Genomic DNA, 25670 nt, shown 5'->3' with positions numbered 1-25670 from the left:
CCCGGTCCCCGCCCGCCGCTACCGAAGTACCGACCTCCGCGACTTCGGTAGCGACCCGGCCCGCCGATGCCCGGCCGGGCGCCCCCGGCTGCGTACATTGCGGACATGACCCGCACGGACCGGCAGCGCTGGCTGCTCCCCTCCCACCTGGTCGAACCGGGCGGGAGCGGGGCGGCACGGCCCCGTCGTACCGTCCGCGACTGGATCGTGGACACCTCGCTCTTCCTGCTCGCCGCCCTCGTCGGACTCGTCGCCGCCGACACCAGCGCGCAGTACACCAGCGAGCCCGTCATCCTCTTCGACCAGCTCGCCGGAGCCCTCGCCTGCTGCGCGCTCTGGCTGCGCCGCCGGTGGCCGGTCGGGCTCGCGGTCGGCCTCTCCCTGGCGAACGTGGTGGCGCCGGTCGCCGCCGGCGCCCTCCTCGCGAGCCTGTTCAGCGTCGCCGTACGCCGTCCCTTCCGCGAGGTCGCCTGGATCTGCGCGCTCGCCGTCGCCACCTCGGTCGTCCAGGTCTTCCTCCGCCCCGACCCCACCACCAGCCGCACGCTCTCCCTCGTCCTCGGCTTCGTCCTCGTCCTCCTCGTCACCGCCTGGGGAATGCTCGTCCGCTCCCGGCGCCAGCTCGTCGAGGCCCTCAGGGAACGCGCCCGCCGCGCCGAGGCCGAGGCCGAGCTGCGCGCCGCCCAGGCCCAGCGGCTCGCCCGCGAGGCCATCGCCCGCGAGATGCACGACGTTCTCGCCCACCGGCTCACCCTGCTCAGTGTGCACGCCGGAGCCCTGGAGTTCCGGCCCGACGCCCCGCCCGAGCAGATCGCCCGCGCCGCCGGAGTCATCCGCGACAGCGCCCACGAGGCCCTCCAGGACCTCCGCGAGATCATCGGCGTCCTGCGCGCCCCCGACGAGGACGGCGAGGGGAACCGGCCGCAGCCCACCCTCGCCACCCTCGGCGCGCTGGTCGAGGAGTCCCGCGAGGCCGGGGCGGAGGTCGTCCTCGACACCACCGTCGACGACCCGGCCGCAGTCCCCGCCGCCACCGGCCGCACCGTCTACCGCATCGCGCAGGAGGGCCTCACCAACGCCCGCAAGCACGCCCCCGGCACCCCCGTCACCGTCACCGTCCGCGGCCGCCCCGGCGAAGGGCTCACCGTCGACGTCCACAACCCGGCCCCCGCCGGACCCGTCCCGCACGTCCCCGGCTCCGGCCAGGGCCTCATCGGACTCACCGAGCGCGCCGCCCTCGCCGGCGGCCGCCTCGCCCACGGCCCGGCCCCCGACGGCGGGTTCGCCCTGCACGCCTGGCTACCGTGGCCCCCATGACCATCCGGCTGCTCATCGTCGACGACGACCCCCTGGTCCGCGCGGGCCTCACCCTCATGCTCGGCGGAGCCGACGACCTGACCGTCGTCGGCGAGGGCGCCGACGGCCGGGACGTCCCCGAACTCGTCGCCCGGCACGCCCCCGACGTCGTCCTCATGGACATCCGGATGCCGCACGTCGACGGCCTCACCGCCACCGAACTCCTGCGCGCCCGGCCCGACGCCCCCGAGGTCGTCGTCCTCACCACCTTCCACGCCGACGAGCAGGTCCTGCGCGCCCTGCGGGCCGGAGCCGCCGGCTTCGTCCTCAAGGACACCCCGCCCGCCGAGATCGTCGCCGCCGTCCGCCGGGTCGCCGCCGGGGACCCCGTCCTCTCCCCGGCCGTCACCCGCCAGCTCATGACCCACGTCGCCGGCCGGCCGGGGCAGCCCCGGCGCGCCACGGCGGCCGACCGGCTCGCCGGACTCGCCGACCGGGAGCGGGAGGTCGCCGTCGCCGTCGGCCACGGCCGCTCCAACGCGGAGATCGCGGCCGAGCTGTACATGGGCGTGCCGACCGTCAAGACGTACGTCTCCCGGATCCTGGCCAAGCTCGGCCTCAACAACCGCGTCCAGATCGCCCTCCTCGTCCACGACGCGGGCCTCCTGGACGAGGAGGAGGGCACGTAGATCCCCGGAGAAGCACCCTCTCGGCAGGTCAGCCGGAGCCCTCCACCCTCACCGGCCGCCGCTCCCGCCGCGAGCGCTCGCACGCCTCCGCGATCCGCAGCGCCGCCAGGGCCTCCCGCCCGTCGCACGGATTGGGCGCCGCGCCGCGCGCGAGCCGTACGAAGGCGTCCAGCTCCGCCTCGTACGCCGGGGCGAACCGCTCCAGGAAGCCGGGCCACGGCTTCTCCGGCGCGGGCGGCCCCTGCGGCTCCACCGAGACGAGCGGGGTGCGCTCGTCCAGGCCCACCCCGATCTGGCCCCGCTCGCCCGCCAGCTCCATCCGCACGTCGTACCCGGCGCCGTTGCACCGGGTCGCGGTCGCCGTCACCAGCGTGCCGTCGTCCAGGGTGAGGAGCGCGGCGGCCGAGGACACGTCCCCCGCGTCCCGGAACATCGCGGGGCCCGCGTCCGAGCCCGTCGCGTACACCTCGACGACCTCCCGCCCGGTCACCCAGCGCACCGCGTCGAAGTCGTGCACCAGACAGTCGCGGAAGAGGCCGCCGGAGAGCGGCAGGTACGCGGCGGGCGGCGGCTCCGGGTCGGAGGTCACCGCCCGTACGGTGTGCAGCCGGCCGAGCCGCCCCGACCGCACCGCCTCGCGGGCTGCCCGGTAGCCCGCGTCGAAGCGGCGCATGAACCCCAGCTGGAGCTCCGTGCCCGCCGCCGCCACCGCGTCGAGCGCGGCGAGCGTCCCCGGCACCTCCAGGGCGATCGGCTTCTCGCAGAAGACCGGCAGGCCCGCCCCGGCGGCGCGGGCGATCAGCTCCGCGTGCGCGGCCGTCGCCGAGGCGATCACCACCGCGTCCGGCGCGCTCCCGAGCAGCGCGGCCACGTCCGGCGCCGCCTCCGCCCCGAGCGCCTCCGCCACCCCGGCCGCCCGCGCGGGATCCGCGTCCGTGACGACCAGGGACCCGACCTCCGGGTGCCGGGCCAGCACCCCCGCGTGGAAGCTCCCGATCCGTCCCGTACCGATGAGTCCGATGCGCATGGGCCCACCGTGGGGGCGCGCCCACCCCCTGTCAAGGCAGGCCAGGACGGCGGGACACCCCGCCCTCCCGCACCTTCCCGCCCTCGGCTTCCCGTCCTCCGCACCCGGGACTACGCTCCCCCCTCGCGCCCCCCGGCGGGCGACCCGGCCGCCCCGGCACCGGGCCCCGCGGCGAGCCTCCCGACCCGCATGACCGATACTGCAATGCACGCCTGCAATGCGTGCAAAGGACACAAAGGAGGGCACGGCCTCGTGACCAGGCTTCGGACAGGAGGGGTACGCGCCGCGGTCGGCGCCGTGCTCGCACTCGCGCTGACGACGGCGCTCGCCGGATGCAGCAGCACCGGCGGAAAGCGGGCGGAGGACGCCCGCAAGGCCGCGCAGGCCCAGGGCAGGGCGGCCGTCGACACCCCCCGCTGGACCTTCGCGATGGTGACCCATTCGGGCGACGGCGACACCTTCTGGGACATCGTCCAGAAGGGCGCCAAGCAGGCCGCCGTCAAGGACAACATCAACTTCCTCTACGCCCACAGCGACGAGGCGCAGCAGCAGGCGCAGCTGGTCGACTCGTACATCGCCAAGGACGTCGACGGCCTGATCGTCACCCTCGCCAAGCCCGACGCCATGAAGGCCGCCGTCGAGAAGGCCGTCAAGGCCGGCATCCCGGTGATCACCGTGAACTCCGGCGCCGAGCAGTCCAAGGCCTACGGCGCCCTCACCCACATCGGCCAGGACGAGACCGTCGCCGGCGAGGCCGTCGGCGAGGAACTCGACAGGCGCGGCAGGAAGAAGGCGCTCTGCGTCCTGCACGAGCAGGGCAACGTCGGCCACGAGCAGCGCTGCGCCGGAGCGAAGAAGACCTTCGGCGGCGAACTCGTGAACCTGTACGTCGACGGCACCAACATGCCCGATGTGAAGGCCTCCATCGAGGCCAAGCTCCAGGCCGACAAGGACGTCGACGCCGTCGTCACCCTCGGCGCCCCCTTCGCCGACACCGCCGTCCAGGCCGCGAAGAGCGCGGGCAGCAAGGCCGAGATCGACACCTTCGACCTCAACGCCAAGGTCGCCGCCGCCCTCGAGACCGGCACCCTCGGCTTCGCCGTCGACCAGCAGCCCTACCTCCAGGGGTACGAGGCCGTCGACCTGCTCTGGCTCTACCGCTACAACGCCGATGTCCTCGGCGGCGGCAAGCCGGTCCTCACCGGCCCCCAGATCATCACCAAGGAGAACGCCGCCGACCTCGTCGCCTACGCGGATCGGGGCACCCGATGAGCTCCACCGCCCCGCCGTCCGGCATCGACCACGTCGACGAACGCCTCCTGCGCACCACCCCGCTGAAGAAGCTGCTCGCCCGCCCCGAGCTGGGCTCGGTCGTCGGCGCGGCCGCCGTCTTCGTCTTCTTCGCGGTCTTCGCCGACAGCTTCCTGCGCGCCTCCAGCCTCGGCACCGTCCTCTACGCGGCCTCCACCATCGGCATCATGGCCGTCCCGGTCGCCCTCCTGATGATCGGCGGCGAGTTCGACCTCTCCGCCGGCGTCATGGTCACCAGCTCGGCGCTGATCTCCTCGATGTTCAGCTACCAGATGACGGCGAACGTCTGGGTCGGCGTCGGCGTCTCGCTGCTCGTCACCCTGGCGATCGGCGTCTTCAACGGCGTCATGCTGACCCGCACCAAGCTGCCCAGCTTCATCATCACGCTCGGCACCTTCCTCATGCTGACCGGCCTGAACCTGGGCCTCACCAAGCTGATCAGCGGCACCGTCTCCACCAAGACCATCGCCGACATGGAGGGCTTCCCCTCCGCCCGCACGCTCTTCGCCTCGCAGCTGACCCTCGGCGGGGTCGAGTTCAAGGTCACCATCCTGTGGTGGTTCGGCCTGGTGGCCCTCGCCACCTGGATCCTGCTCCGCACCCGCTTCGGCAACTGGATCTTCGCGGTCGGCGGCGGCGCCGACGCGGCCCGCGCGGTCGGCGTCCCCGTCCACCGCACCAGGATCGGCCTCTACGCGGGCGTGGCCTTCTGCGCCTGGATCTCCGGCCAGCACCTGCTCTTCTCCTTCGACGTCGTCCAGTCGGGCGAGGGCGTCGGCAACGAGCTGATCTACATCATCGCGGCCGTCATCGGCGGCTGCCTGATCACCGGCGGGTACGGCTCGGCCATCGGCTCGGCGGTCGGCGCCCTCATCTTCGGCATGACCAGCAAGGGCATCGTGTACGCCGAGTGGAACCCGGACTGGTTCAAGTTCTTCCTGGGCGCGATGCTGCTGCTCGCGACCCTCCTGAACGCCTGGATCCGCAAGCGCGTGGAGGCCACCAAATGACGACCGGGACCTCTGTGACGACCGCGACCGCGCCCCTCGTCGAGCTCGACGACGTCAGCAAGTACTACGGCAACATCCGCGCCCTCGAAGGGGTCTCCCTGGAGGTCCGCGCGGGGGAGATCACCTGCGTCCTCGGCGACAACGGCGCCGGCAAGTCCACCCTCATCAAGATCGTCGCCGGGCTGCACCGGCACGACGCCGGGACCTTCCGCATCGAGGGCGAGGAGGTCGCCCTGGCCAACCCGCGCGACGCCCTCGACCGGGGCATCGCCACCGTCTACCAGGACCTCGCCGTCGTCCCGCTCATGCCGGTCTGGCGGAACTTCTTCCTCGGCTCCGAGCCGACGAAGGGCAGGGGCCCCCTCAAGCGGCTCGACGCCGGGCTCATGCGCGCCACCACCCGCGAGGCCCTGCTCCGCATGGGCATCGACCTGCGCGACGTCGACCAGCCCATCGGCACCCTCTCCGGCGGCGAGCGCCAGTGCGTGGCCATCGCCCGCGCCGTCCACTTCGGCGCCAAGGTCCTCGTCCTCGACGAGCCGACCGCCGCCCTCGGCGTCAAGCAGTCCGGGGTCGTCCTGAAGTACGTGGCCGCCGCCCGCGACCAGGGCCTCGGCGTGGTCCTCATCACCCACAACCCCCACCACGCCCACCTCGTCGGCGACCGTTTCGTCCTCCTCAAGCGCGGCACCATGGCCGGCAGCCACACCAAGGGCTCCGTCACCCTCGACGAGTTGACCCGGCAGATGGCCGGCGGCACCGAGCTGGAGGACCTCCGCCACGAACTGGAACGCCCCCCGGCGACGTAACGGCCCCCGTACACCCCACCTGGCAGAATCGGATCCGATGAGTACCTACCGTGACCTCGCCCACCGCGGCTCCGCCCGCGGCACCGTGCTGCGGACCGTGGGGACCCGGGAACGGCGCTCCCACCTGACGGCCCCCCGGGTGCCGACCGTCGGCATCGACATCGGCGGCACGAAGGTGATGGCGGGGGTCGTCGACGCCGACGGCAACATCCTGGAGAAGCTCCGCACGGAGACCCCGGACAAGTCCAAGAGCCCCAAGGTCGTCGAGGACACCATCGTCGAACTGGTCCTGGACCTCTCCGACCGGCACGACGTGCACGCCGTCGGCATCGGCGCGGCCGGCTGGGTCGACGCCGACCGGGCCCGGGTCCTCTTCGCCCCGCACCTGGCCTGGCGCAACGAGCCCCTCCGGGACGCCCTCCAGGGCCGCCTCGCCGTCCCCGTCATGGTGGACAACGACGCCAACACCGCCGCCTGGGCCGAGTGGCGCTTCGGCGCCGGGCGGGGCGAGGACCACCTCGTCATGATCACCCTCGGCACCGGCATCGGCGGCGCCATCCTGGAGGACGGCCAGGTCAAGCGGGGCAAGTACGGCGTCGCCGGCGAGTTCGGCCACATGCAGGTCGTCCCCGGCGGCCACCGCTGCCCCTGCGGCAACCGCGGCTGCTGGGAGCAGTACAGCTCGGGCAACGCGCTGGTCCGCGAGGCCCGCGAGCTGGCCGCCGCCGACTCCCCGGTCGCGTACGGCATCATCGAGCGGGTCAAGGGCCACGTCCCCGACATCACGGGGCCGCTGATCACCGAGCTCGCCCGCGAGGGCGACGCCATGTGCGTCGAGCTGCTCCAGGACATCGGCCAGTGGCTCGGCGTCGGCATCGCCAACCTCGCCGCCGCCCTCGACCCCTCCTGCTTCGTCATCGGCGGGGGCGTCTCCGCCGCCGACGACCTGCTCATCGGCCCCGCCCGGGACTCCTTCCGCCGCCACCTCACCGGCCGCGGCTACCGCCCCGAGGCCCGGCTCGTCCGCGCCCAGCTCGGCCCCGAGGCCGGCATGGTCGGCGCCGCCGACCTCGCCCGGCTCGTCGCCCGCCGCTTCCGCCGCGCCAACCGGCGCCGCGTCGAGCGGTACGAGCGGTACGAGCGCTACGCCCAGGCCCTGCGCAGCGGGACCTCGGTCCGGACCGCCCGCACCCCCGAGGACCCCCCTTCATGACCCCGCCCCACCCGTCGTCCGCCCCGCCCCGCGCCCCGCGCGAGCGGATGCCCGAGGACCGCCGGCACATGATCCGCCGCCGCTGGCTGACGGCCGTCATCATCGTGCTCCTCGTCGGCATCCCGGCCGGCTACCTCGTCATCTCGGCGGGCCAGAGCCGCGACAGCGGCCGCGACAAGGAACGCGAGTCCTCGGCGGCGGGCCTCCAGGACAACTGGCCCTCCCAGATGAAGCGCCGGGTCTTCGAGGTCCCGATCCCCGCCGGCGCCTGGGACGTCGCCTACTACGAGACCAGCAACTGGAAGACCAGCCGGCTGTACGTCCGGTTCACGACGACCGCCGCCGGCCTCGACGTCTTCCTCGCCGAGTCCGGCGCCGCCCGCGCCCAGCTCACCCCGGGCCGGATCACCATCGGCGAGCGCGACCGCTCGATCGCCGCCTGGACCTTCCCGAACAGCCCGGCCTGGTCGGGCACCACCGTCACCCGCGAGGAGCCCCGCCCCACCACGGACATCACGGTCGACCTCACGGAACCGGCCTTCCCCCGGGTGTACGCGGTCTCGACGACGAGTCCTTGAGACGACGAGCCCCTGAAGTAAGAGGTCGGGCGAACATCGGTCGGATACTTCGATCCGAGACCTGTCCTTCGGGTGTATCCGCCATAAGTGCGACCGGCCTCAATGACGTCGAAATCGGTAAAGAAAAACAGCCCTGGTTCCACAAGAAGACTTGTGGAACCAGGGCTGTTTGAATGAGGCGTCATTTTGTCTCCTATTCAAGGAGCTTGATCCGACGTCTCATGTGAACTCTACCCGGAGGGGCGGATCTCCTGAAACCTGCGTGCCATGGCGGGGCCCATGCGACCGGTGATCTCGTATCCGGGATTGCCGGGCTGCGGCAAATACCAGAGGAATGAAGTGCATATCACTTCATTTACCTCGGGTATCCCCTTGGAGAGGTTTTCCTCTAGGAAGGAAAGAACGGCCCGCCAGTCCAATGCCTTCGAGTCTGGAGTGGCGAAAGAGCTCACTACGTCCTGTGTGACATCCCAGAAGAAGACATGCGGCAGGAGTTCACCCTCGTTGAACACATGGGTTTCGTAAGAATCCTCTAGGACTGGGAACTGGTTCACCAGATCTTTCACCAGTTGCATGACAGCGTTCATCAGCACCCCAGTCCGGGATAGTCGCCCAATCCCGAGTACCTGCCGGCGTGAGCGTCATCGATGGCCGTTATCAAGCTATTCGCCACCTGTATATCACGCGTCGTCCTTACCGCGGTCTCCCTCTTTCCGCCCTTCAGTCGAATTACGTCCTTTGAGAGGAAGTTGTTGAGCGAGCTCCGAAGCTGTGCCGTGCTGGCCATAGGATTTCTTCCTTCGACCTGCGCCCCACCAAGAGCTTCGTGATTGGCCGCAGCCATTGCCGATCCATCGCCGATCAGGTTTTCATTTCCCACGCCGTGGAACAAGGTGTTGACAATGCTTTGCAGTCTCGGGTTGTCAACCGACGGTATCCCGTCAGTGTTGTGGACCAGTACGGCTGCGGGCCCTGTTAGCACATAGTACGTGTGCTCGCCGGGCGGTTGTCACCTGCATTTTCGCTGGTCAGCGAATTCCGGCCTGTCCGTGGGTGTGCATGGAAGTGTCGTGCTGTGCGCCTCTGTTGCCGTCGGCGTTGCCGCTGAGGTTGAAAGGGTGGGGTGACAGGGGGCGTTGGCGGTGCTACATCCTCGTCATGAGGTACGCGGATGGCGGCGGGCTGACCGCCGCGGGGCGGGCGAAGCGTGAAGTGGTGCGTTTCGAGGCCGCGGAGATGTTCGGGCAGGGGGTGCGGCCGCCGGAGGTAGCTCGCAGGTTACGGGTGTCGCGGAAGTCGGCTTACGCCTGGCACGCTGCCTGGCGCCAAGGCGGCAGAACGGCTCTGGCGTCCAAGGGGGCTGGTGGCTTTCCGTGCCGGCTGGGCGATGTTCAGGCGGAGCGGTTGCAGGCCGAGCTGGAGGCCGGACCGGCGGCGCACGGCTGGATGGAGGACCAGCGGTGGACTCTGGCCAGGGTCGCGGAGCTGATTCGCCGCCTGTTCGGCCACCGGTACACCCCGCGTGGGGTGTCGTATCTGCTGCACCGGCTGGGCTGGTCACCGCAGGTCCCCGCGCACCGGGCGGTCGAGCGGAACGAAGAGGCCGTCGCCGCGTGGCGGACGGAGCAGTGGTCACGGGTAAGAGGACGGCCCAGCTCTTGGGCGCGTGGATAGTCTTCGAGGACGAGGCCGGGCAGGACCTGAAGCCCGGCAAGGGCAGGACCTGGTCGCGGCGGGGCCGAACTCCGTTGGCCAAGGTGACGGGGAAGGGATCGGGCCGGGTCCTGATGACCGGGATGATCTGCGTTAGACCGGGCCGCGAGACCAGGCTGATCTACCGGACCCAGACGTACCGAGGCCGGACCGGCGAGAAGAAGGGCTTCCGGGCCCGCGAGTTCGCGGACCTGCTGACCTCTGCCCGCCGGCAGCTCGGCGGTGCCCCGCTGATCGTGGTGTGGGACAACGCCAGCACCCATCACGCCAAGGCGTTGCGGGAGTTCTGCGAACGCAACAGCGACTGGCTGACCATCGTCAAACTCCCGCCCTACACACCCGACCTCAACCCGGTCGAAGGCGTGTGGGCCCACCTGAAGAAGTCCCTGGCCAACCTCGCACCCCGGACGATCGACGACCTCACTCCACTCGTGAAGAACCGCTTGCGCGGCATCCAACGCCGACCCGAGATCCTCGACGGCTTCATCGCCGAGACCGGACTCGGGCTGGAGCCTCCGTAGCCCTGTCACCCCACCCTTTCAACCTCAGCGTCAAGGCACCCAGAGACTCCAGGAAGGGGTCAAATCGGGAACCTGACTGAATGGATCTGGACATCGGAAATAGTGAATCCCCGAAGGGCCATAGCCCCTTCGGGGATTCACTATTTCGTCACGGATTAATCTCTAATCCCACGTCGCCACGAGATCGGCAGCGACAACGAGAATCGAACCGCACGTGAAGGAAATTTCGTGCGACATGCCCGACGAATGCGGAAGCACCTCATCCAACTGCAGATCACCCAGGCGAGGAAACATGCCGTCAGGTTCCTCAGCGTCGACACGGAAAGACTGGACGTCCGAGTAGCGAATACATAGACCGCTCTCATGTTTCCACTCGTTCGGCGTCAGGACAAATTCGAGAGAAACTTGCCCTTGGTCATCAACGAGAGTTGCCTTGCTCAGCTCCAGATCCTTAACGCACCGAACGCCTCGGAAGTCGTAGTGATCAGGGTGAGTGGCAAACGCCGCCGCACCCGGCGGAAGGTCACCGGAGAGCTGAGGGAGGACCTGCAAGTAATTCTGCGGATCCAGGTGGTATCCGTACCGGTCCTGCAATGGCTCCACACGCACGTACTTCATTAGCATCCACCGCCAGTGATGCGCGGGCGCTTCCAGTTGTCGCCCTTCACGTTCTCGGTTCCCTTTTCGCCGATACGGCCATCTCGCCTCAATTCGCCCACGGCTAGCCCCTTCAGGTTGTTGTAGACATCCCGCGGAACATCGACGTCAGCACTCTTTCCGTGCTTCGAGAACCATCCGTCACTGCCGAAGATCCCGACTTCCTTACCCTTGTGGTAGACGTGAACCTCGAAGTCAGTCGTACCACCGATGTCGAATCTGTCGACGCGCCCGGTGTAATTACTCCCGAAATTCAGAGGATCCTTCGGACCGCGTACATAAAGCCCTCCGGCATTGTGCACGAGGACCGGAGTCTTGCCCGCCAGCACATAGTACGTGTGGATGCGGTCAACAGTGAGATCGTACGTCTGCTGCTGTTCTGTGAAGTGGCGTACCGAAAGGACTTCGGCGTTGCCGTTCTTCGGGGTGCGCAGGTCGATGCCGCGAGTGATCTTGCCGGCGTCGATCCACTTCTTCAGGTCGACCGACCAGAATGGGTGGGTGTCCGTAGCGACGATCTTCGCCTGGCCCGTTTTGGTCTTCACCGTCAGTTCGGTGAAGTCCTTGTCGTCCTCCGTGACGATGACGTTGAGGACCTTTTCCGCGCGTGTCTCCCCGGTGTCCGGGTCCGTCGCGAGGACGATGTCCCCTATGCGGATGTCCTCGATCTTCTTGGTCGAGCCGTCGGCGAGCAGCACCTTCGTGCCGGGAAGGAAGCTGTGCTTCTTCCCTGTCCCGCACACGGTGCCCACCGCATCGGCGGCGTCCTCCGCCTTCTCGGCGGCCTTCCCGCCCTTCAAGCCCTTCAGAGCCTTGAGGCCCTTCAGCGGCTTCGCGATGGGAATGTCGGTAGCTGCCCAGGCGCACTGCACGAGGGGGCCGTCGCCGAAGCAGTCGGTCCACGCCTCGGCATCGGGAAGGAAAATTCCGCCGACGACCGGGCCGATGTTCCGGCCGTAGAAGTTCACCGGAGGCGGCGGGTTCTTGACGACCTTCAGCGGCTTCATCTTCGCGTAGCCGCTGGACGTGGCCCGGTCCGACCAGATGGTCTGCGACAGCGTGATACCGCCGAACGGGCCGCCAATGATCTCGCGGTAGCGGTAACTCCAGCCGCCCTGGCGGTCCAGGAACCAACCGCTTCCCGCAGTGTCCTCCCTGTACTCGCCGCGCGTATCCCGCTTGTCGTTGTAGTCGGCACCGCCGACCGGACCGTCCGGGCGGAGGCCCGACGGGTCGCTGAAGGAGACCGGGTTGTTGTTGCCGTAGCTGTAGCCCTGCGACTGCTGCGGGTCGTTCAGGTCGAGGATCGGGTCGACGCTGATGAAGCGGCCGATGGCGGGGTCGTACTCGCGGGCGCCCAGGTGGGTGAGCGAGGTGTCCGCGTCACGGGTGCCGCCGACGAAGCCCTTGTCGCCGATCCAGTTGGCGGGCTGGATGCCGCGCGGGGCGCCGAAGATGGTGGTCTTGCGGCGGGTGACGGTCTGGGCGGCGTCGTTGGTGATCTGGGTGCTGCCGGTGCCGTGGTGGTCGGCGAGCAGGAAGGTGAGCTTGCCCGCTTTGTACATGGCGACGCCGCCGTAGTAGCGGGTGCCGGTGACCTTGCCGGCCTTGTTCTTGTGGAGTTCGTTGCCGCCGGGCAGGTAGAGGGTGGTGCCGGTGGAGTCGCGGCGTACCAGTCGCTGTCCGGCGGTGTCGTACAGGTAGCTGGTGGTGTCGGTGACCTTGGTGGTGGACTTGAGGTGACCCTCGTCGTCCCAGAACAGGGTCTCCAGGTCGGCGTTGCCGATCTTGCGGGTCTCGGTGTTGCCGGTCGCGTCGTAGGTGTAGGTCTCGGTGCGCGGGTTCGCGCCGGTCTGGGTGACGCCGGGCAGCTTGTGGGTGCCGGCGGCCGGGGCGGTGTACGTGCGGGTGGTGTCGGCGGCCGGTCCCGAGGGGGTCTGGTGCTGGACCTCGGTGTTGCGGTTGCCGACCGCGTCGTAGGTGTAGCTCGTCCAGTACGCGTCCGGTCCGCCGACGACGCCGGCCGAGGGGGCCGCGGCGCAGGTGGTGCCGGTGTTGGTCCAGGCCTCGGTGATGCGCCGCAGGGCGTCCAGGGCGAAGCACTGGGTGTCGGTGGTGCGGGCCGCGCCCTGGTCGTAACCGGTGGCGACGGCGGTGATGTTGCCGGCCGGGTCGTAGGTGTAGGAGGTGTCCTCCACCCGCTGCGGCGCGGTGTCGCGGTCGGTGAAGGTGTTGGTGACCTGACCGGTGTGGTCGTCGTACTGGCTGGTCGTCCACACGTGGCGGCCGAACTCGCCGTACTCGGCGCGGATCGCACGGCCGTAGTGGTCGTAGGTCATGTCCGAGACCAGCGCGGCGCTGGAGGTCTCGGTCATGGTGCCGACGGTGTCGAGCAGGCCGGTGACCGCGGTGTAGCCGTTGCTGACCAGTTCGTAGGGCAGGTCCGCCAGCTGCGGGTGCTCGACGTCCTGGACCTGTCCGGTGTTGGCGTTGTACGAGGTGTGCCACTCGTACGTACCGGCCAGACCCGTCTCCGACGCCGGAACCGTGACCTTGGTCAGCTGCGGCTGGTAGGAGTCGTCGTAGTCGCCGGCCTCGGTGACCCAGGCGTTGCCCGCGTCGTCATAGCGGGTGGACTTCCACGGCTGGCCCTTGGCGCCCGTCGGGTCGTAGCTCCAGGACGCGAGGAGCTTGGCACCTTTCTTCAGCGCCGTACGGCGTCCGAGGTCGTCGTAGTCGCTGTGGAGCGTGACCTGGCGGGCGTCGGTGACGTCCGTGGTCCGGTCGCCCTTGTCGTAGGCCGTGACGACCTTGCCCTTGTCGGGGTCGACGGACACGGTCTCACGTCCGCGGATGTCGTACTGGTAGGTCCACTCGGCCCCCGTGGGATCGGTGACCTTCGCCAGCCGACCCTTGTTGTCGTAGGCGTAACGGGTGGACTGGGAGGTGGTGCGGGCCGCGTCCGTGTACTGCTTCAGCTCGACGGTGCGGTTGAGCGCGTCCACCACGGTCGTCGTGGCGATGCCGCCCGCCGGCGGCACCACGGTGGAGGTGTCCCCGGTGTACGTGGTCGTGGTGCGCTTCGTCTCGTCCGTGTACCGCTTGGCGATCACGGCGGTGGGGCGCCCGAGGCCGTCGAACTCGGTCTGCGTCGACGACGGGTACATGGTCTGCTGACCGGTCACCAGGACCGGCTCGGGAGCACCGGTGGCGAAGTAGGTCCCGGAGTTGGTGACCGCCTCGCCGCGCGTGTTGTAGAAGACCTCGGTCACCAGGCGGCCGGCGCGGTCGGGCGATTCCTCCTGGGTCTGCAGAGCCCGCAGCAGGCCGTCCTGGAACGAGTAGCTCGTCCGGTACTGGTTGTCGTGCGTGAGTGCCTTCGTGGTGACGACGGCCGGCCCGTTGTTCCGCAGCAGGTACTCGAACTGGAAGTTCGGCGCCGTGGGGTAGGTGGCCTGGGCCCGGCCGGGCAGCCAGGCTTTGGTTACGCGGCCCAGCGGGTCGTAGACGTTCGTCGTGATCTTGCCGTTGGTGTCGGTGACCTTGGTGGGCAGGCCACGTCGGGCCGACAGCACGGTGGTGATCGTGTGGCCGAGCGGGTTGGTGACGACGCTGCTCGTCGGCACCTCACCGGTGGCGGGGGTGAAGGCGCTGCGGCTCACCTTGCCGTAGGCGTCGGCCTCGGCCAGCTGGCGGCCGTAGACGTCGTAGCAGAGCTGGGTGCCTCCGGTGCCGCAGGTGCTCGGCGTGGAGGAGGTCACCTCGTAGCCGGTTCCGGCGCCGTTGATCTGCTCCGACTTGGTCACGAGCCCCTTGGTCGGAGCGGCGTGCAGGGCCAGGCCGTCGTAGTACGTGCGGACGTCGTCGATCACGTCCGCGGGCCGCGACGCGGTCTCGCCGCAGGCGACCGCGACGGTCTCGCTGCGGGAGACCTTGTCCAGGATCGTGGAGGTGCCGGTGCGGGCGTAGGTCGTGGTGGTGCACTTCTCGTCACCGGACTTGGCGACGTCTCCCAGCTCGGAGACCGTGGTCACCAGACCGTAGGAGTCGAAGCCCTTGACGGTCCGCGTGGTGCGCTCACCACCGGTGATCTTGACGCGGGTTTCCTCGGTCTGCGTACCCGTCATGTACGCCTCGAGGGCGGGCAGTCCGGTGCGCGCGCGGGTCGCGGTGACCGCGGAGCGCCAGGGCACGTACGAGGACGCGCTGACGAGCGGTCCGCCGTCCCCGTCGTACGTGGCCTTCTCGCGCAGCATGCCGGCGAACTGCTCGCGGTCGGTGACGCCGACACCGGCGGAGTTCTTGACCGAGGCGCCGTCCATGCCGCGGAAGTACCGGGACTCCGACAGGGTCTTCTTGTCGAAGCCGGAGCCGGTCCGGGTCTGGACCAGGTGGTAGCCGCGGGGGAGCGAGTAGGTGCGGTTCTCCGCCTTGCTGAACTCGTCCTCGCTCTTGGCCCACTCCGCGCCGCCGACGTAGGCGTACTCGGTGACGACGTCGGGGGTGCCCGCGACGTTGTCGCCCTCGGTGACCCGCTGGACGGGGTAGGTGTTGAACCAGTCGTGCTCGGGGTCCGGTCCGTCGATCACCGTCTTGACGGTGTAGCAGCGCGTGGAGTTGGTGTCGTCGACCGGCGGCAGGGAGGTCGCGGTGCAGTCGGGGTCGTAGTAGTCGACGCCGATGGTGCCGCCCGACTCCGTGGTGATCTGCGACATCCGCATCCGGATGAACGGGGCGAGCCCGTCGCCCAGTTTGTCGACGCGGTTGGGCTTCTGCACCGGAGTGAAGGTGATCATCGGTACGTCGGCCGTCGCGGCGCCGTCCGTGGCCGTGCGCTTGATCCCCTGGAGCCACATCGGGGTGGAGATGCCGTCACCCGACGGGGGGAAGGTCTGCGTCAGGTGCCAGGAGTCGACGGTCGCGTAGGCACCGGCGGTCAGGACCTGCGTGGAGATGTCGGTCAGCCGCACGCTCGACCAGAAGCTGGGAGAGTACTGCCCCTTGCATTCCGTCGCCGTGTCCTTGCAGTACAGGTCGACCGGGGTGTCCGGCCAGTTGAGCGCGTTGGCCGTGTCGAAGGTGCAGTTCGTGTCGCAGCGCTCCTTGGAGGTGAAGGTCACCTTGCCCATGGCCTTGGCCGCGTAGGGCGTGGTGTCCCGGAGTCCGTACTCGATGCGCTCCAGGTAGCCGCCGCGGTTGTAGGGGGTCTTCGTCGACGCGCCGGTGGTCGCGTTGACGTTGCGGCCGTAGTTGTTGGTCTCCTTCTTCCAGAAGTAGGCCATCGCGTTGCCGCGCGGGTCCACGACGTAGTCGAGGTTCCAGCGCCAGGCCTGCTGGCACCACGAGGTGGCGAAGGAGGACGTGGCGCAGGGCTCGTTCGTGTGGTTGCCGAAGACCGGCACCGTCAGGGTCGAGTTGGTCACGGGATTGCCCGTGGCCCACCCGGGGAGCTTGTGCCTGCCGAAGAAGTACTGCGTGCCGTCGAGCGTCGTCACCTTCCAGTACTCGCCGGCGCCCGCGACGGTGCCCGTGCCCGCGTCGCCGTTGTCGGCGCCGCTCAGCTTCTCGATCTTCTCGCCGCCGTCGGACGTGGGACGCCAGCCCTTGGCCGCGTCGAAGACGAGCTCGGTGGTCTTGCCGCCCAGCGACAGCACCGCGTTGTCGGTGAACCAGCACTGGTCGCCGACCTTGGTGGTGTTGGTGGCGCCGGACTTGTCGTCCTCGCAGGACTTGTAACGGCGCTCGATGTAGCCGGGCTCGTAGCCCCAGCCGTCACCGATCCAGCCGGCCTGGTTGTTCGAGGCGGAGGTACGGCCGTCGACGGCCTGCGAGCTGTAGCCGAGGGTCACCCCGGGCTTCAGCCCGCCCGGAACGGCAGGAACGCCCACCGGGTAGCTCCAGCTGAAGCCGCCCGTGGAACTGCCGGCGCTCCAGGCGCCGGACGGTTCCAGCGAGGTCGCCGTGAAGCTTCCGCTCGACCCTCCGGCGTCGGCAGTCGCGGCCAGCACCGTCATGCCCGCTGCGGCGGGGGAGGCGGCGGGCGTTCCCGCCGGAACCGGTGCGACGGCGGTGAGCGTGCGGCTCTTCGTGTCGTTGACCGTCTTCAGCGGCTTCGCCGTGCGGCAGGCCGCCTTCTCCGGTGTGGTCAGCGCGCAGGCCGGCAGCTGGACCAGGCGCAGGCGCGCGGCCCAGTCGCCACCGTAGGTGTCCTTGAAGGCCGCGTAGTCGAGGCTGACGCGCGCCTGGCTCGCGGTGGTGGCCGCGTCGGCGCGGCCCACGGTGAACAGCGGGCCGTCGACGCCCGCCTTCTCGGCCGCCGCGCGGGACTTGACCGAGATCTGTGCCCTGGTCAGCGCGGGCGTCCGCCCGGCGCCTCCCGCCCGGGACGCCGAGGCGGCCTTGGAGGCGGTCTCGGGAACCGCGGACACCGAGACCGGGAGCGGTTCTCCCGCGGCGGTGCGTCCCGGCGTCTTCTGCGTCGTGACGTCGACCGTCCGCGTGCCGGGCGCGGGCCAGGCGGCGCGGGTCGCGGCCTTGACCCGGCCGATGTCCGGGCGCTTGTTTCCCCCCGCCCGGACCGGTACGACGGGTACCGGCTTGGGCTGCTTGAGCCCGGTCAGCGAGGTGCCGATACCCGGGTCCTGTCCTGTGAGTGCGGCCGAGGTGGACGGCAGCAGTCCCACTGCCATCACCGCGGACAAAGCCGCGGCCCACCCTCTGGTACGGAAATTGCCCACTTACTCCCACCCCTTAAAAACGAATAAAACCGGGGAACTGTAACAGGAGGGCTTTGGTGGGAAACACGTCGACCTGATTCAGTTTCCTATTGAATGCATCTGGTGCGACAAGGTCCCTTGAGGGTGTTGCCGCACAGCTGGCCCACAGCTGCCCCATAGAATCCCAGGTCAAGTGGGGTTGAGCGGTCTCGTCGTGACTCTCCCGGCGTGTGTCGGATTGTCTGGTATTGCGGCATAAGATGCTTCGCTCCAGAGGTTTGACGTGCCTGTAGAGTCGATTCGATTCGAGCCCACTGTGCTGATTGCGCGCCGGCGGGCGTCGAAATAAGGGCACAAATTTGGGGAGGATTTTCAACCGTGTCCACGACAAGAAGATCGAATTTCGGGCGGCTCAGGGGGGCCCGCCTGATACCGGGGGCGATGGCCGGTGCCATGCTGACCTCCGTGCTGGCGGTGGCTCCCGCCACGGGCCTGGAGCCCGTGCGGGCACCTCTCGCCGCGGCTTCCACGGCCTCCGACGACCCGGTGGCCAACGGCTCGCTGAGCGAGGAGGACTACGCGCTGCAGCAGGCCGCGGCGACGGGACAGCCCGTCGAGGTGGTCTCCCGGCGCACGGAGAGCTCCGACACCTGGGCCCAGCCCGAGGGCGGGTTCAAGGTCACCGAACACGGAACCCCCGTACGACTGTGGCGTGACGGTGGCTGGATCGCCGCCGACGCGAACCTGGAGTTCGCTACGGACGGGTCGGTGGTCACCAGGGCCACGAACGTCGCCGTGAAGTTCTCCGGCGGCGGGACCGCGCCCCTGATCCAGGGCGCCATGAACGGCCGGACGCTGACGCTGACCTGGCCGAACGCACTGCCCAAGCCCACGCTGGACGGCAACGTCGCCACGTACGCCGAGGTGCTGCCGGGCGTCGACCTTCAGCTGAAGGCGGAGGTCGAGGGCTTCTCGCAGGTCTTCGTCGTCAAGACCGCGCAGGCCGCGCAGAACCCCGAGCTCACCCGGATGCAGTTCGGCATCGGCGCCGACGGCCTGACGATCGAGAAGGACCCCGAGACGGGGAGCCTGACGGCCAAGGACCCCGGCGGTCAGATCGTCTTCTCCAGCGCCGCTCCGATGATGTGGGACTCCACGCCCGCCCAGGGCGCACCGGCCGGTGCGAGCGCCAGGCTCGGCGCCATGGCGGCGACCGCCGGAGCCACGCAGACCACGGACGACGGCAGTCCCTTCGACCCGGGCCAGGGCGCGCAGGACGCCGTGATGCCCACCGAGCTGACGTCGGACACGCTCACCATCACCCCGGACCAGAACCTCCTGAACGGTGCCGAGACGACCTACCCGGTCTACATCGACCCCAGCTGGGGCTACGGCGACCGCCAGAAGTGGAATTGGACCCGGGTCTACAAGAAGTACCCGGACCAGTCGTTCTGGAATGCCAAGGACCCCGTCCGCGTGGGCTACGAAGCCCAGAGCGGGGGCTCCAACCGCATCTCCCGCTCCTTCTTCCAGCTCGACGTCTCCCACCTGAAGAACACCGAGGTGAAGTCGGCGACCTTCCGGGTGAAGAACACCTGGTCCTGGTCCTGCCAGGCCCGCCCGGTGTACCTGTACCCGACCGGCGCGATCACCTCCAAGACCAACTGGGGCAACCAGCCCGACAAGCTGACGACCTCGCCCCTGGACACGGTCGACGACTCCAAGGGCTGGATACCCCCGGACGGCTCGAGCTCGGCATGCCCGGCCGGCGACCTCGAGTTCGACGCGACCAACTGGGTCAAGGGCCGGGCCGCCGCGGGCGCGGAGACCGTCACCTTCGGTCTCTACGCCGACGAGAAGGACACCTTCGGCTGGAAGAAGTTCGACCCCAAGACCGTCGTCCTGGAGACCAGGTACAACACCCCTCCGGACCCTCCGAGCAAGCTCGGCACCAGCCCTGTCACCCCGTGCGCCGGCGGCGGGGCCCTCGGTAACGTGACGGTCAGCCTGCACGCCACGATCACGGACGAGGACAAGGGCAACCTCACCGCCGAGTTCGAGCTCTACGAGAACAAGGCCGGCGTGGCCACCCGCGTCTTCACCAAGGCCGTGCCGGCCCTGAACGAGCGGGTCGCCACACTGGTCGTCCCCGTGTCGATGACACCCGGTGGCAAGGGCAGTGACGGCAAGGACATCACCTACTCGTGGCGCGTGCACGCCCTCGACTCCGACAAGTCGGACTCCGGGTGGAAGAACGTGCCCTGCGCCTTCAAGGTGGACCGCCAACGTCCGAAGCAGCCGCCGGTGATCGTCTCGCCCAAGGGGCCGGACGGGAAGCCCCTCTACCCCGCGGGCGACAAGGAGTGGCCGAACCCGACGGGCAAGGCCCGGCAGAAGGTGCCCTTCACCTTCCTGCCGGTCGAGCCGGACATCAAGAAGATCTACTGGTGGACCGACACCGACCCGGACCTCAACGAGGTGGCGCCCGCCGGCGGCGTCTACACCGGCCTGGTCTCGATCCCTTCCTACGGCCCCCACATGGTCTACGCCTACAGCGTGGACGGGGCCGGCAACCGGTCCGACACCGCGACCTACCTCTACTACGCCAACAAGGACCAGGCGCGGGACGAGCCCAACGACGTCAACGGTGACCGGTTCAAGGACATCTGGAGCCCTGACGGCAATGGCACTCTGATCGCCTACACCGGCCACGGCGACCGGCAGTTCTCCACCATGAACGCCGCGTCCGGAGACGCGACCTTCCCCGGCCAGCAGGTCTCCATCGTGGACGACTGGCAGCAGGACGGATATCAGGACCTCCTCGCCCTGGTTCCCAACCCGAACCAGAACGGGAACAAGGACCTCCAGGTCTACAGGAACAATGGTTCCGGCCTCGTCAACACCGACGGGGGCCCGCTGACCCTTCGAACGACCATGCCGTCGAACAACCGCTGGGCCCAGGCCGACCAGGTCATCGGCGGCGACTTCGACGCGGACACCAAGCCCGACGTCCTCGTCAAGACCGGGAACGACCTGTGGTTCTACCGCGGCAGCCGCCTGCCCGTCATCGGCTTCGGCAACGGCGCCATCGCCCCGATCGGCGACGCCGCCTCGCAGTGGAGCAAGTACACGATCGTCTCCACCGGCGACATCAACGGAGACAAGCTCCCCGACCTGCTGCTCCGTGACAACGCCACCGGCGACCTCTTCCGCTCGCACGCCACGGCCGACCCCAGCAACCGGGCGAAGATGAACTTCGCCACCTGGGGCCGGAACCGCGTCAAGATCGGCAGTGGTCTGACGAAGGCCCTGTACCCCCAGCTGGGCGTGTCCGGCGACCTCGACGGCGACGGCTCCGGCGACGGCGTCACCGACGGCGACAAGATTCCCGACCTGTGGGCCCGCAAGGCCGACAACACCATGGTCGGCTGGCGCGGCAAGGGCACTCCCACCAACCTCACCGGCTTCGAACCCCCCTACACCATCGAGGGCATCACCGGCGGCATCCGTCTGGCGCCCAAGACCGTCATCGCCTCCGGCCACTCCATCACCGGCCAGTCCTCGACCCTGACCATGGGACTCGACGGCAGGCTCACCATCACCGGCAAGTCCGGCGCGAAGACGTGGAGCAGCGCGGCCAACACCGCGGGCTCCACCGCCCGCGTCGAGGACAACGGCAACCTCGTCGTCTGCAACGCCGACAACAACTGCCTGCAGGCCACCAAGGCCACCAACGCCGGCCAGGGCTTCGCCGTCCTCAAGGACTCCGGGGACCTCACCGTCTACAACGACAAGAGCCAGTCCCTGTGGTCCAGCGGCACGGCCGTCCGCCACGACTACAACCGAGACGGCCGCAGCGACATGGCCGCCTGGTACGACTACTACGACGGCCACGACTCCGTGCACGTCTTCGCCCCCGCGTCCAACGGAAAGTTCGAGGCCTCTCCGCGCATAGGCTGGAACGTCGACGCCGGCCACTTCTGGTCCGAGAACATGAAGCGGGTGACCGGCGACTTCAACGGCGACGGAGTGGGCGACCTCGCCAGCTTCTACGGGTACGACAACGGCAGCGTCGCACTGCACGCCTGGCTGGGGAAGGGCGACGGCACGTTCGTCAAGCAGGCTCGATCCTGGCAGGTCGAACCAGGCCGCTGGTGGCTCGGCAACATGACCCCCTACAGCGGGGACTTCAACGGCGACGGACGCGACGACATAGCCGTCTGGTACGACTATTCCGACACCACCGACACCCTCTTCACGTTCACCAGCACCACACAGGGCACGTTCAACCAACCGGTCCAGTACTGGCGCGGCATCACCGGCTGGGAGCAGTCCCGGGCGAAGACCGTCAGCGGTGACTTCAACGGAGACGGCCGTGACGACCTCGCGACCTTCTACCACAACCCGGACGGCAGCGAGAAGATCCGCATCTTCTCCGCCACGGCCAACAGCACCTTCACCCCGGCCGACAAGTGGACCGCGACCGACTGGGGCGACTGGAACCGCACCACTCTCCACGCCGGCGACTTCAACGGTGACGGCCGTGACGACGTAGCAGCCTGGTATGACCACACCGACGGTCATGACACCATCCAGATCTGGTCCAGCACCGCCACCGGGGGCCTTGCGGCGAAGTACATCGCATGGAGCGGCGCAACGGACTTCATGTATCGCGGGAACGTCAAGCTCGTCACCGGCGACTACAACGGCGACGGCAAGGACGAGTTCGCCGGCCTGTACGGCTATGACACCGCCCCCAACGCGGGTGTCGTCCGCACCTTCACCTGGCTGACGAACGCTTCCGACAAGTTCGATGGTCCGATGGACAGTTGGTCCGCCCCGGCGGGCAACTGGAACTACGACCGGGTCGTCTTCTTCGAGAGGCAGTTGTAACCCCGACCGTACGGTCCGAACGCACCACTGCCCCGCCCCGTTTCCCAGGGGCGGGGCAGTGGTGCGTTCCGAGGGGTTCGTCCGCCGTGCGGCGGGCAGCCACGAGACGGTTCCCGATGGGCGCTCCTGCCCAGCGGCGGGTTCTCGAGGGAGACGCCGCCTGAGTCCGGCCATCGCGCGGATCACTCCTCTGCGCTCCCGAAAGCACCTGGTCGGAGCGGCGACGTCCGTGGTAGACCGGACCGTCCGCCGCAGCCCCGGCCCCGGGAGGTCCCCATGCGCCGTCTCGCCGTCTTCCTCGCCTCGTCCGACGGCCACGACCCGGCCCACGCCGCCCTGGCCGCCTCGGTCGGCACCGACCTGGCCCGACGCGGGATCGGCCTCGTCTACGGCGGCGGGCGCACGGGTCTCATGGGTGTCGTGGCGGACGCGGCCCTGAAGGCGGGCGGCGAGGTCGTCGGCGTCATCCCGCGCAGCATGATCGAACGGGAGTGGGCCCACGAGGGGGTGACGGAGCTGGTCGTCTGCGACACGATGCACGAGCGCAAGGCGATCATGGCCGACCGTGCGGACGCCTTCGCCGCACTGCCCGGTGGGCTCGGGACCCTGGAGGAGATCTTCGAGGTGTGGTCGTGGCGCCAGCTGGGCTTCCATACCAAGCCCGTCGGCCTCCTCGACGCCGGAGGCTTCTGGACGCCGCTGCTCGGCGCCCTGCGCGGCATCTCCGACACGGGCCTCCTCGCCGCGTCCACCCTGGACGACCTCGCCGTCGCCCCCGACCTCCCTCGCCTTCTGGAGGCGCTGGACGAGCGGCTGCGCGACACCCGCCGGCCCGCGCACGGCGCCCGCGACGTCGAGCCCGCGCCCGGACTCGACCGAGGGCTCACGTCCGGTCCTCGCCGTGAGGGGGAGCGGCACGCTTCCCCCTGAGGGGGATGCCGGCCGCCGCAGAGGCGAGGTGCTGCCCCGGGCGGACGTCCTGGTGAACAACCCCGACATCGTCGGGGAGCCGATCCGCCGGTGGCCTCCCGACATGAGCGAGCGCGGCCGGGGACGGGCGCGGAACATCGCGAGTGACTCGGTCCGTGGGCCCGTCGCTTTCGCACGGCCTCCTCCCGCTCAGCCTCTTCGTGACGCTCGGCACGGACGAGGAGGGTGCCGCTCGCCCGCACGTCGCCGACGCACGACCGTGATGCCCGAGCGGTTCCGCCGCTCGGGCATCACTCGTGTTCGGGCCCGGAGCGCCTCGGGCTCTGCCCCCCCGGCCGTGCTCAGACGGTCCTGGGGAGCCATCCCTGCTGGACGGCCCGGGTGCCCGCTTCGAAACGGCTGCGGGCGCCGAGCCGTTCCATGAGGTCGGTGGCGATACGCCGGGAGGTACGGGAGGAGACGCCCAGGCGTTTGGCGATGGCGTCGTCCGTGTGGCCGGCGGCGAGGAGCTGGAGAGCCGCGTTCTGCTGGGCCGTCAGCCCGTGCGCGTCCTGGACGGAAGCGCTGCCGAGGGGCTGGGCGGAGGCCCATATGGTCTCGAAGAGGGCGCAGAGGGTGGTGACGATGCCGTTGCTCGTCAGACAGACCGCTCCCACGGCCGTGTCCTGGGTGATGAGCGGGATGACCGCGGTCTCCCGGTCGATGACGATCATGCGGGTGGGAAGGGTCGCGGCGGTGCGGACCTGCCCGCCGGTCTGGGTGAGCCAGTCCGCGTAGGAGAGCGTCGGTTCGTCGTTGCGGACGCTGTCGAGGTAGACCGTACGCATACGCACGCCCCGGTCGAGCAGTTCCCGGTCCAGGGGGCGGGAGGCCTCCATGGCCTCGGCTGTCTGCGCTCCGTCGGTGTTGAGGCCCAGCACCTCCTCGCGGACGTCCCGGGTCAGAGTGGTGAGCCGGTCGCGGATCTGGTCCAGGCCCGTGAGCTGTTCGACTCCGGGGCCTCCGACGGTGGGGGTCAGGGTGGCGTAGTCGGCGATCAGCCGGGCCGCCGCCGCTCTCGAGGCCTCCAGACGCTGCTGACGGGCCGCGAGTTCGGCCTGCTGGCGCGCCATCAGCACCTCCATCCCCAGGGCCGGAGGTACGGCCCGCAGGCTGCCCTGGGTCTCGTACGACGGACGCACCAGGGTCAGTTCGCTGAGTACGTCCAAGGAGCGACGGACCTCGTCCTCGGCGAGGCCGAGGCTCTCCGAAACAGCGAGGACGCCGAGGTCCGGTCGGGCCAGCATCATCCGGTACACAGCCTCGGCCGTACTGTCCAGACCCAATTCGGCAAGCATCTCTGACATCCCCCCCGGAATGTTTTCACAGTGAATCTTGATCCCAGGATCATGCCAGGTGAAGGGCCGTCGTGTCCTTGTCGGCAGCAGTTGTCGTCACCTCTTGGACGGTTCCGGCCATGTCCTTAACCGGCCTTCCAAGAAACTCCCGTGCGGTTCCCCGGACTGGAACCCTGAAAGCATGTATCTCGTGCATGTCCATGTGCGCCCGCCCGCCGGAGCCGACGTTCCGGAGAGGATCGGGGCCTGGGTGCGCGATCTGGCCGATCCCGGCCACGTCGAGCACGTATCCGTCCACGCCGACGCGTTCCCCCACCCCGTTCTGGGGGTGTATCTGCTCGCCTCCCATTTGGAGAAGGCCGAGGAACTGGCCTTGACCGCCTGCCGGCGCACGTTGGACACCCGGCCCGAACTTCGGGGGTGGCAGATCACCGAAGGGTGCGTACCGCTTCTCGCCCCGGTCTACGACGCCCTCACCGCCGACCGTGTCCGTGATGCCGAAACGGCTCCCGTGGACGAAACCGTCCAGGGCCGATTCCGTCCACACCGAAGCCCTTCTCCCCGGGCTGAGCTGGAGGAAAGCTAGAACTCGCCGCCGGGGAAACCGGTCAGGCCACCGGATCCGACATCACCGCGGGATGCGATCCGGAGTCAAGAACCGTCCCTCCCAGAAGAAGGAACCACGTCATGCTGCGCACCCGTATCGCCGAGACCGCCGCGGTCGCCGTCCTCGCCCTCGGCGCCGTACTTCTCGGCACGGCCGCCACCGCCGCTCCGGCGGACACCCGGACCGTCATCGCCGAAGCGACCACGAACAGCACTCCGGCCGCGGGGACCAACAACATGACCTGGCAGTAGCGGAACTCCGCCCGCGACGGGCGGCGTTCGACGACTCTCCGACCACGCGCCGGGTGTGTGACCCGATCCGCCCGCGCTCCGCATCCGGCTCCTCCGCCCCGACGGCCGCCGC

General features: G+C 69.3%; 18 protein-coding genes. 13 read left to right on the top strand and 5 right to left on the bottom strand.

Annotated features, from left to right (window positions below; translation table 11 throughout):
- Positions 1–105: 105 nt before the first annotated feature.
- Together ACIQD7_RS02970 and ACIQD7_RS02965 are read left to right on the top strand one after the other, a co-directional pair.
- Entirely contained in the window at positions 106–1317 is a 1212-nt protein-coding gene (locus ACIQD7_RS02970) for a sensor histidine kinase (protein WP_402438873.1), read from the top strand.
- Complete coding sequence (locus ACIQD7_RS02965) at positions 1314–1985, top strand: response regulator (RefSeq protein WP_402438871.1); 672 nt, start codon at positions 1314–1316, stop codon at positions 1983–1985. The genes ACIQD7_RS02970 and ACIQD7_RS02965 overlap by 4 nt, the downstream gene beginning before the upstream one ends.
- Before the next feature lie 28 nt (positions 1986–2013).
- Here ACIQD7_RS02965 and ACIQD7_RS02960 read toward each other — a convergent pair whose 3' ends face one another.
- The gene (locus ACIQD7_RS02960; protein ID WP_402438869.1) at positions 2014–3012 is read right to left on the bottom strand and encodes a Gfo/Idh/MocA family oxidoreductase; all 999 of its coding nucleotides are present in this window, start codon (positions 3010–3012) and stop codon (positions 2014–2016) included.
- A 252-nt stretch (positions 3013–3264) separates the two neighbouring features.
- Between ACIQD7_RS02960 and ACIQD7_RS02955 the strand changes: the two genes are divergently transcribed.
- The 5 genes from ACIQD7_RS02955 to ACIQD7_RS02935 are packed head-to-tail and all read left to right on the top strand — an operon-like array spanning position 3265 to position 7933.
- Positions 3265–4284, top strand: coding sequence for a sugar ABC transporter substrate-binding protein (locus ACIQD7_RS02955; protein WP_402438867.1), 1020 nt, complete (start codon positions 3265–3267; stop codon positions 4282–4284).
- A complete protein-coding gene (locus ACIQD7_RS02950; RefSeq protein ID WP_402438865.1) occupies positions 4281–5333 on the top strand; it encodes an ABC transporter permease in 1053 nt (350 codons plus the stop codon). The genes ACIQD7_RS02955 and ACIQD7_RS02950 overlap by 4 nt, the downstream gene beginning before the upstream one ends.
- The gene (locus ACIQD7_RS02945; RefSeq protein WP_402438864.1) at positions 5330–6142 is read left to right on the top strand and encodes an ATP-binding cassette domain-containing protein; all 813 of its coding nucleotides are present in this window, start codon (positions 5330–5332) and stop codon (positions 6140–6142) included. The genes ACIQD7_RS02950 and ACIQD7_RS02945 overlap by 4 nt, the downstream gene beginning before the upstream one ends.
- Before the next feature lie 37 nt (positions 6143–6179).
- Positions 6180–7355 carry an ROK family glucokinase gene (locus ACIQD7_RS02940; protein ID WP_402438862.1) on the top strand — a complete coding sequence of 392 codons (1176 nt, stop codon included), beginning with the start codon at positions 6180–6182 and terminating at the stop codon, positions 7353–7355.
- Positions 7352–7933: a hypothetical protein gene (locus ACIQD7_RS02935; protein WP_402438859.1), complete on the top strand. Its 582-nt coding sequence runs from the start codon at positions 7352–7354 to the stop codon at positions 7931–7933. Before ACIQD7_RS02940 ends, ACIQD7_RS02935 begins: the two co-directional genes overlap by 4 nt.
- A 230-nt stretch (positions 7934–8163) precedes the next feature.
- On the opposite strand, the gene ACIQD7_RS02930 is transcribed toward ACIQD7_RS02935, so the two are convergent.
- The gene (locus tag ACIQD7_RS02930; RefSeq protein WP_402439695.1) at positions 8164–8520 is read right to left on the bottom strand and encodes a hypothetical protein; all 357 of its coding nucleotides are present in this window, start codon (positions 8518–8520) and stop codon (positions 8164–8166) included.
- A 472-nt stretch (positions 8521–8992) separates the two neighbouring features.
- Between ACIQD7_RS02930 and ACIQD7_RS02925 the strand changes: the two genes are divergently transcribed.
- Positions 8993–9607, top strand: coding sequence for a winged helix-turn-helix domain-containing protein (locus tag ACIQD7_RS02925; RefSeq protein WP_402439693.1), 615 nt, complete (start codon positions 8993–8995; stop codon positions 9605–9607).
- On the top strand, positions 9592–10167 hold the full coding sequence (locus ACIQD7_RS02920; RefSeq protein ID WP_402438857.1) for an IS630 family transposase: 576 nt from the start codon (positions 9592–9594) through the stop codon (positions 10165–10167). Before ACIQD7_RS02925 ends, ACIQD7_RS02920 begins: the two co-directional genes overlap by 16 nt.
- Positions 10168–10329: 162 nt before the next feature.
- Here ACIQD7_RS02920 and ACIQD7_RS02915 read toward each other — a convergent pair whose 3' ends face one another.
- Positions 10330–10785, bottom strand: a complete 456-nt coding sequence (locus ACIQD7_RS02915; protein WP_093545256.1) for a hypothetical protein — start codon at positions 10783–10785, stop codon at positions 10330–10332.
- Positions 10785–17513 carry an RHS repeat-associated core domain-containing protein gene (locus tag ACIQD7_RS02910; protein ID WP_402438855.1) on the bottom strand — a complete coding sequence of 2243 codons (6729 nt, stop codon included), beginning with the start codon at positions 17511–17513 and terminating at the stop codon, positions 10785–10787. Before ACIQD7_RS02910 ends, ACIQD7_RS02915 begins: the two co-directional genes overlap by 1 nt.
- Before the next feature lie 480 nt (positions 17514–17993).
- Between ACIQD7_RS02910 and ACIQD7_RS02905 the strand changes: the two genes are divergently transcribed.
- A complete protein-coding gene (locus ACIQD7_RS02905) occupies positions 17994–22433 on the top strand; it encodes an FG-GAP-like repeat-containing protein (protein WP_402438853.1) in 4440 nt (1479 codons plus the stop codon).
- 276 nt (positions 22434–22709) lie between these two features.
- Positions 22710–23363: a TIGR00730 family Rossman fold protein gene (locus ACIQD7_RS02900; protein ID WP_402438851.1), complete on the top strand. Its 654-nt coding sequence runs from the start codon at positions 22710–22712 to the stop codon at positions 23361–23363.
- A gap of 341 nt (positions 23364–23704) precedes the next feature.
- Here ACIQD7_RS02900 and ACIQD7_RS02895 read toward each other — a convergent pair whose 3' ends face one another.
- Positions 23705–24700: a LuxR C-terminal-related transcriptional regulator gene (locus tag ACIQD7_RS02895; protein WP_402438850.1), complete on the bottom strand. Its 996-nt coding sequence runs from the start codon at positions 24698–24700 to the stop codon at positions 23705–23707.
- A gap of 181 nt (positions 24701–24881) precedes the next feature.
- Between ACIQD7_RS02895 and ACIQD7_RS02890 the strand changes: the two genes are divergently transcribed.
- Positions 24882–25286, top strand: a complete 405-nt coding sequence (locus ACIQD7_RS02890; RefSeq protein ID WP_402438848.1) for a hypothetical protein — start codon at positions 24882–24884, stop codon at positions 25284–25286.
- A gap of 101 nt (positions 25287–25387) precedes the next feature.
- A complete protein-coding gene (locus tag ACIQD7_RS02885; protein ID WP_402438846.1) occupies positions 25388–25558 on the top strand; it encodes a hypothetical protein in 171 nt (56 codons plus the stop codon).
- Positions 25559–25670 lie beyond the last annotated feature (112 nt).

Source organism: Streptomyces sp. NPDC093071 (genome assembly GCF_044754545.1).
Lineage (GTDB): Bacteria > Actinomycetota > Actinomycetes > Streptomycetales > Streptomycetaceae > Streptomyces.
This window is presented reverse-complemented; position numbering and strand designations above follow the sequence as displayed.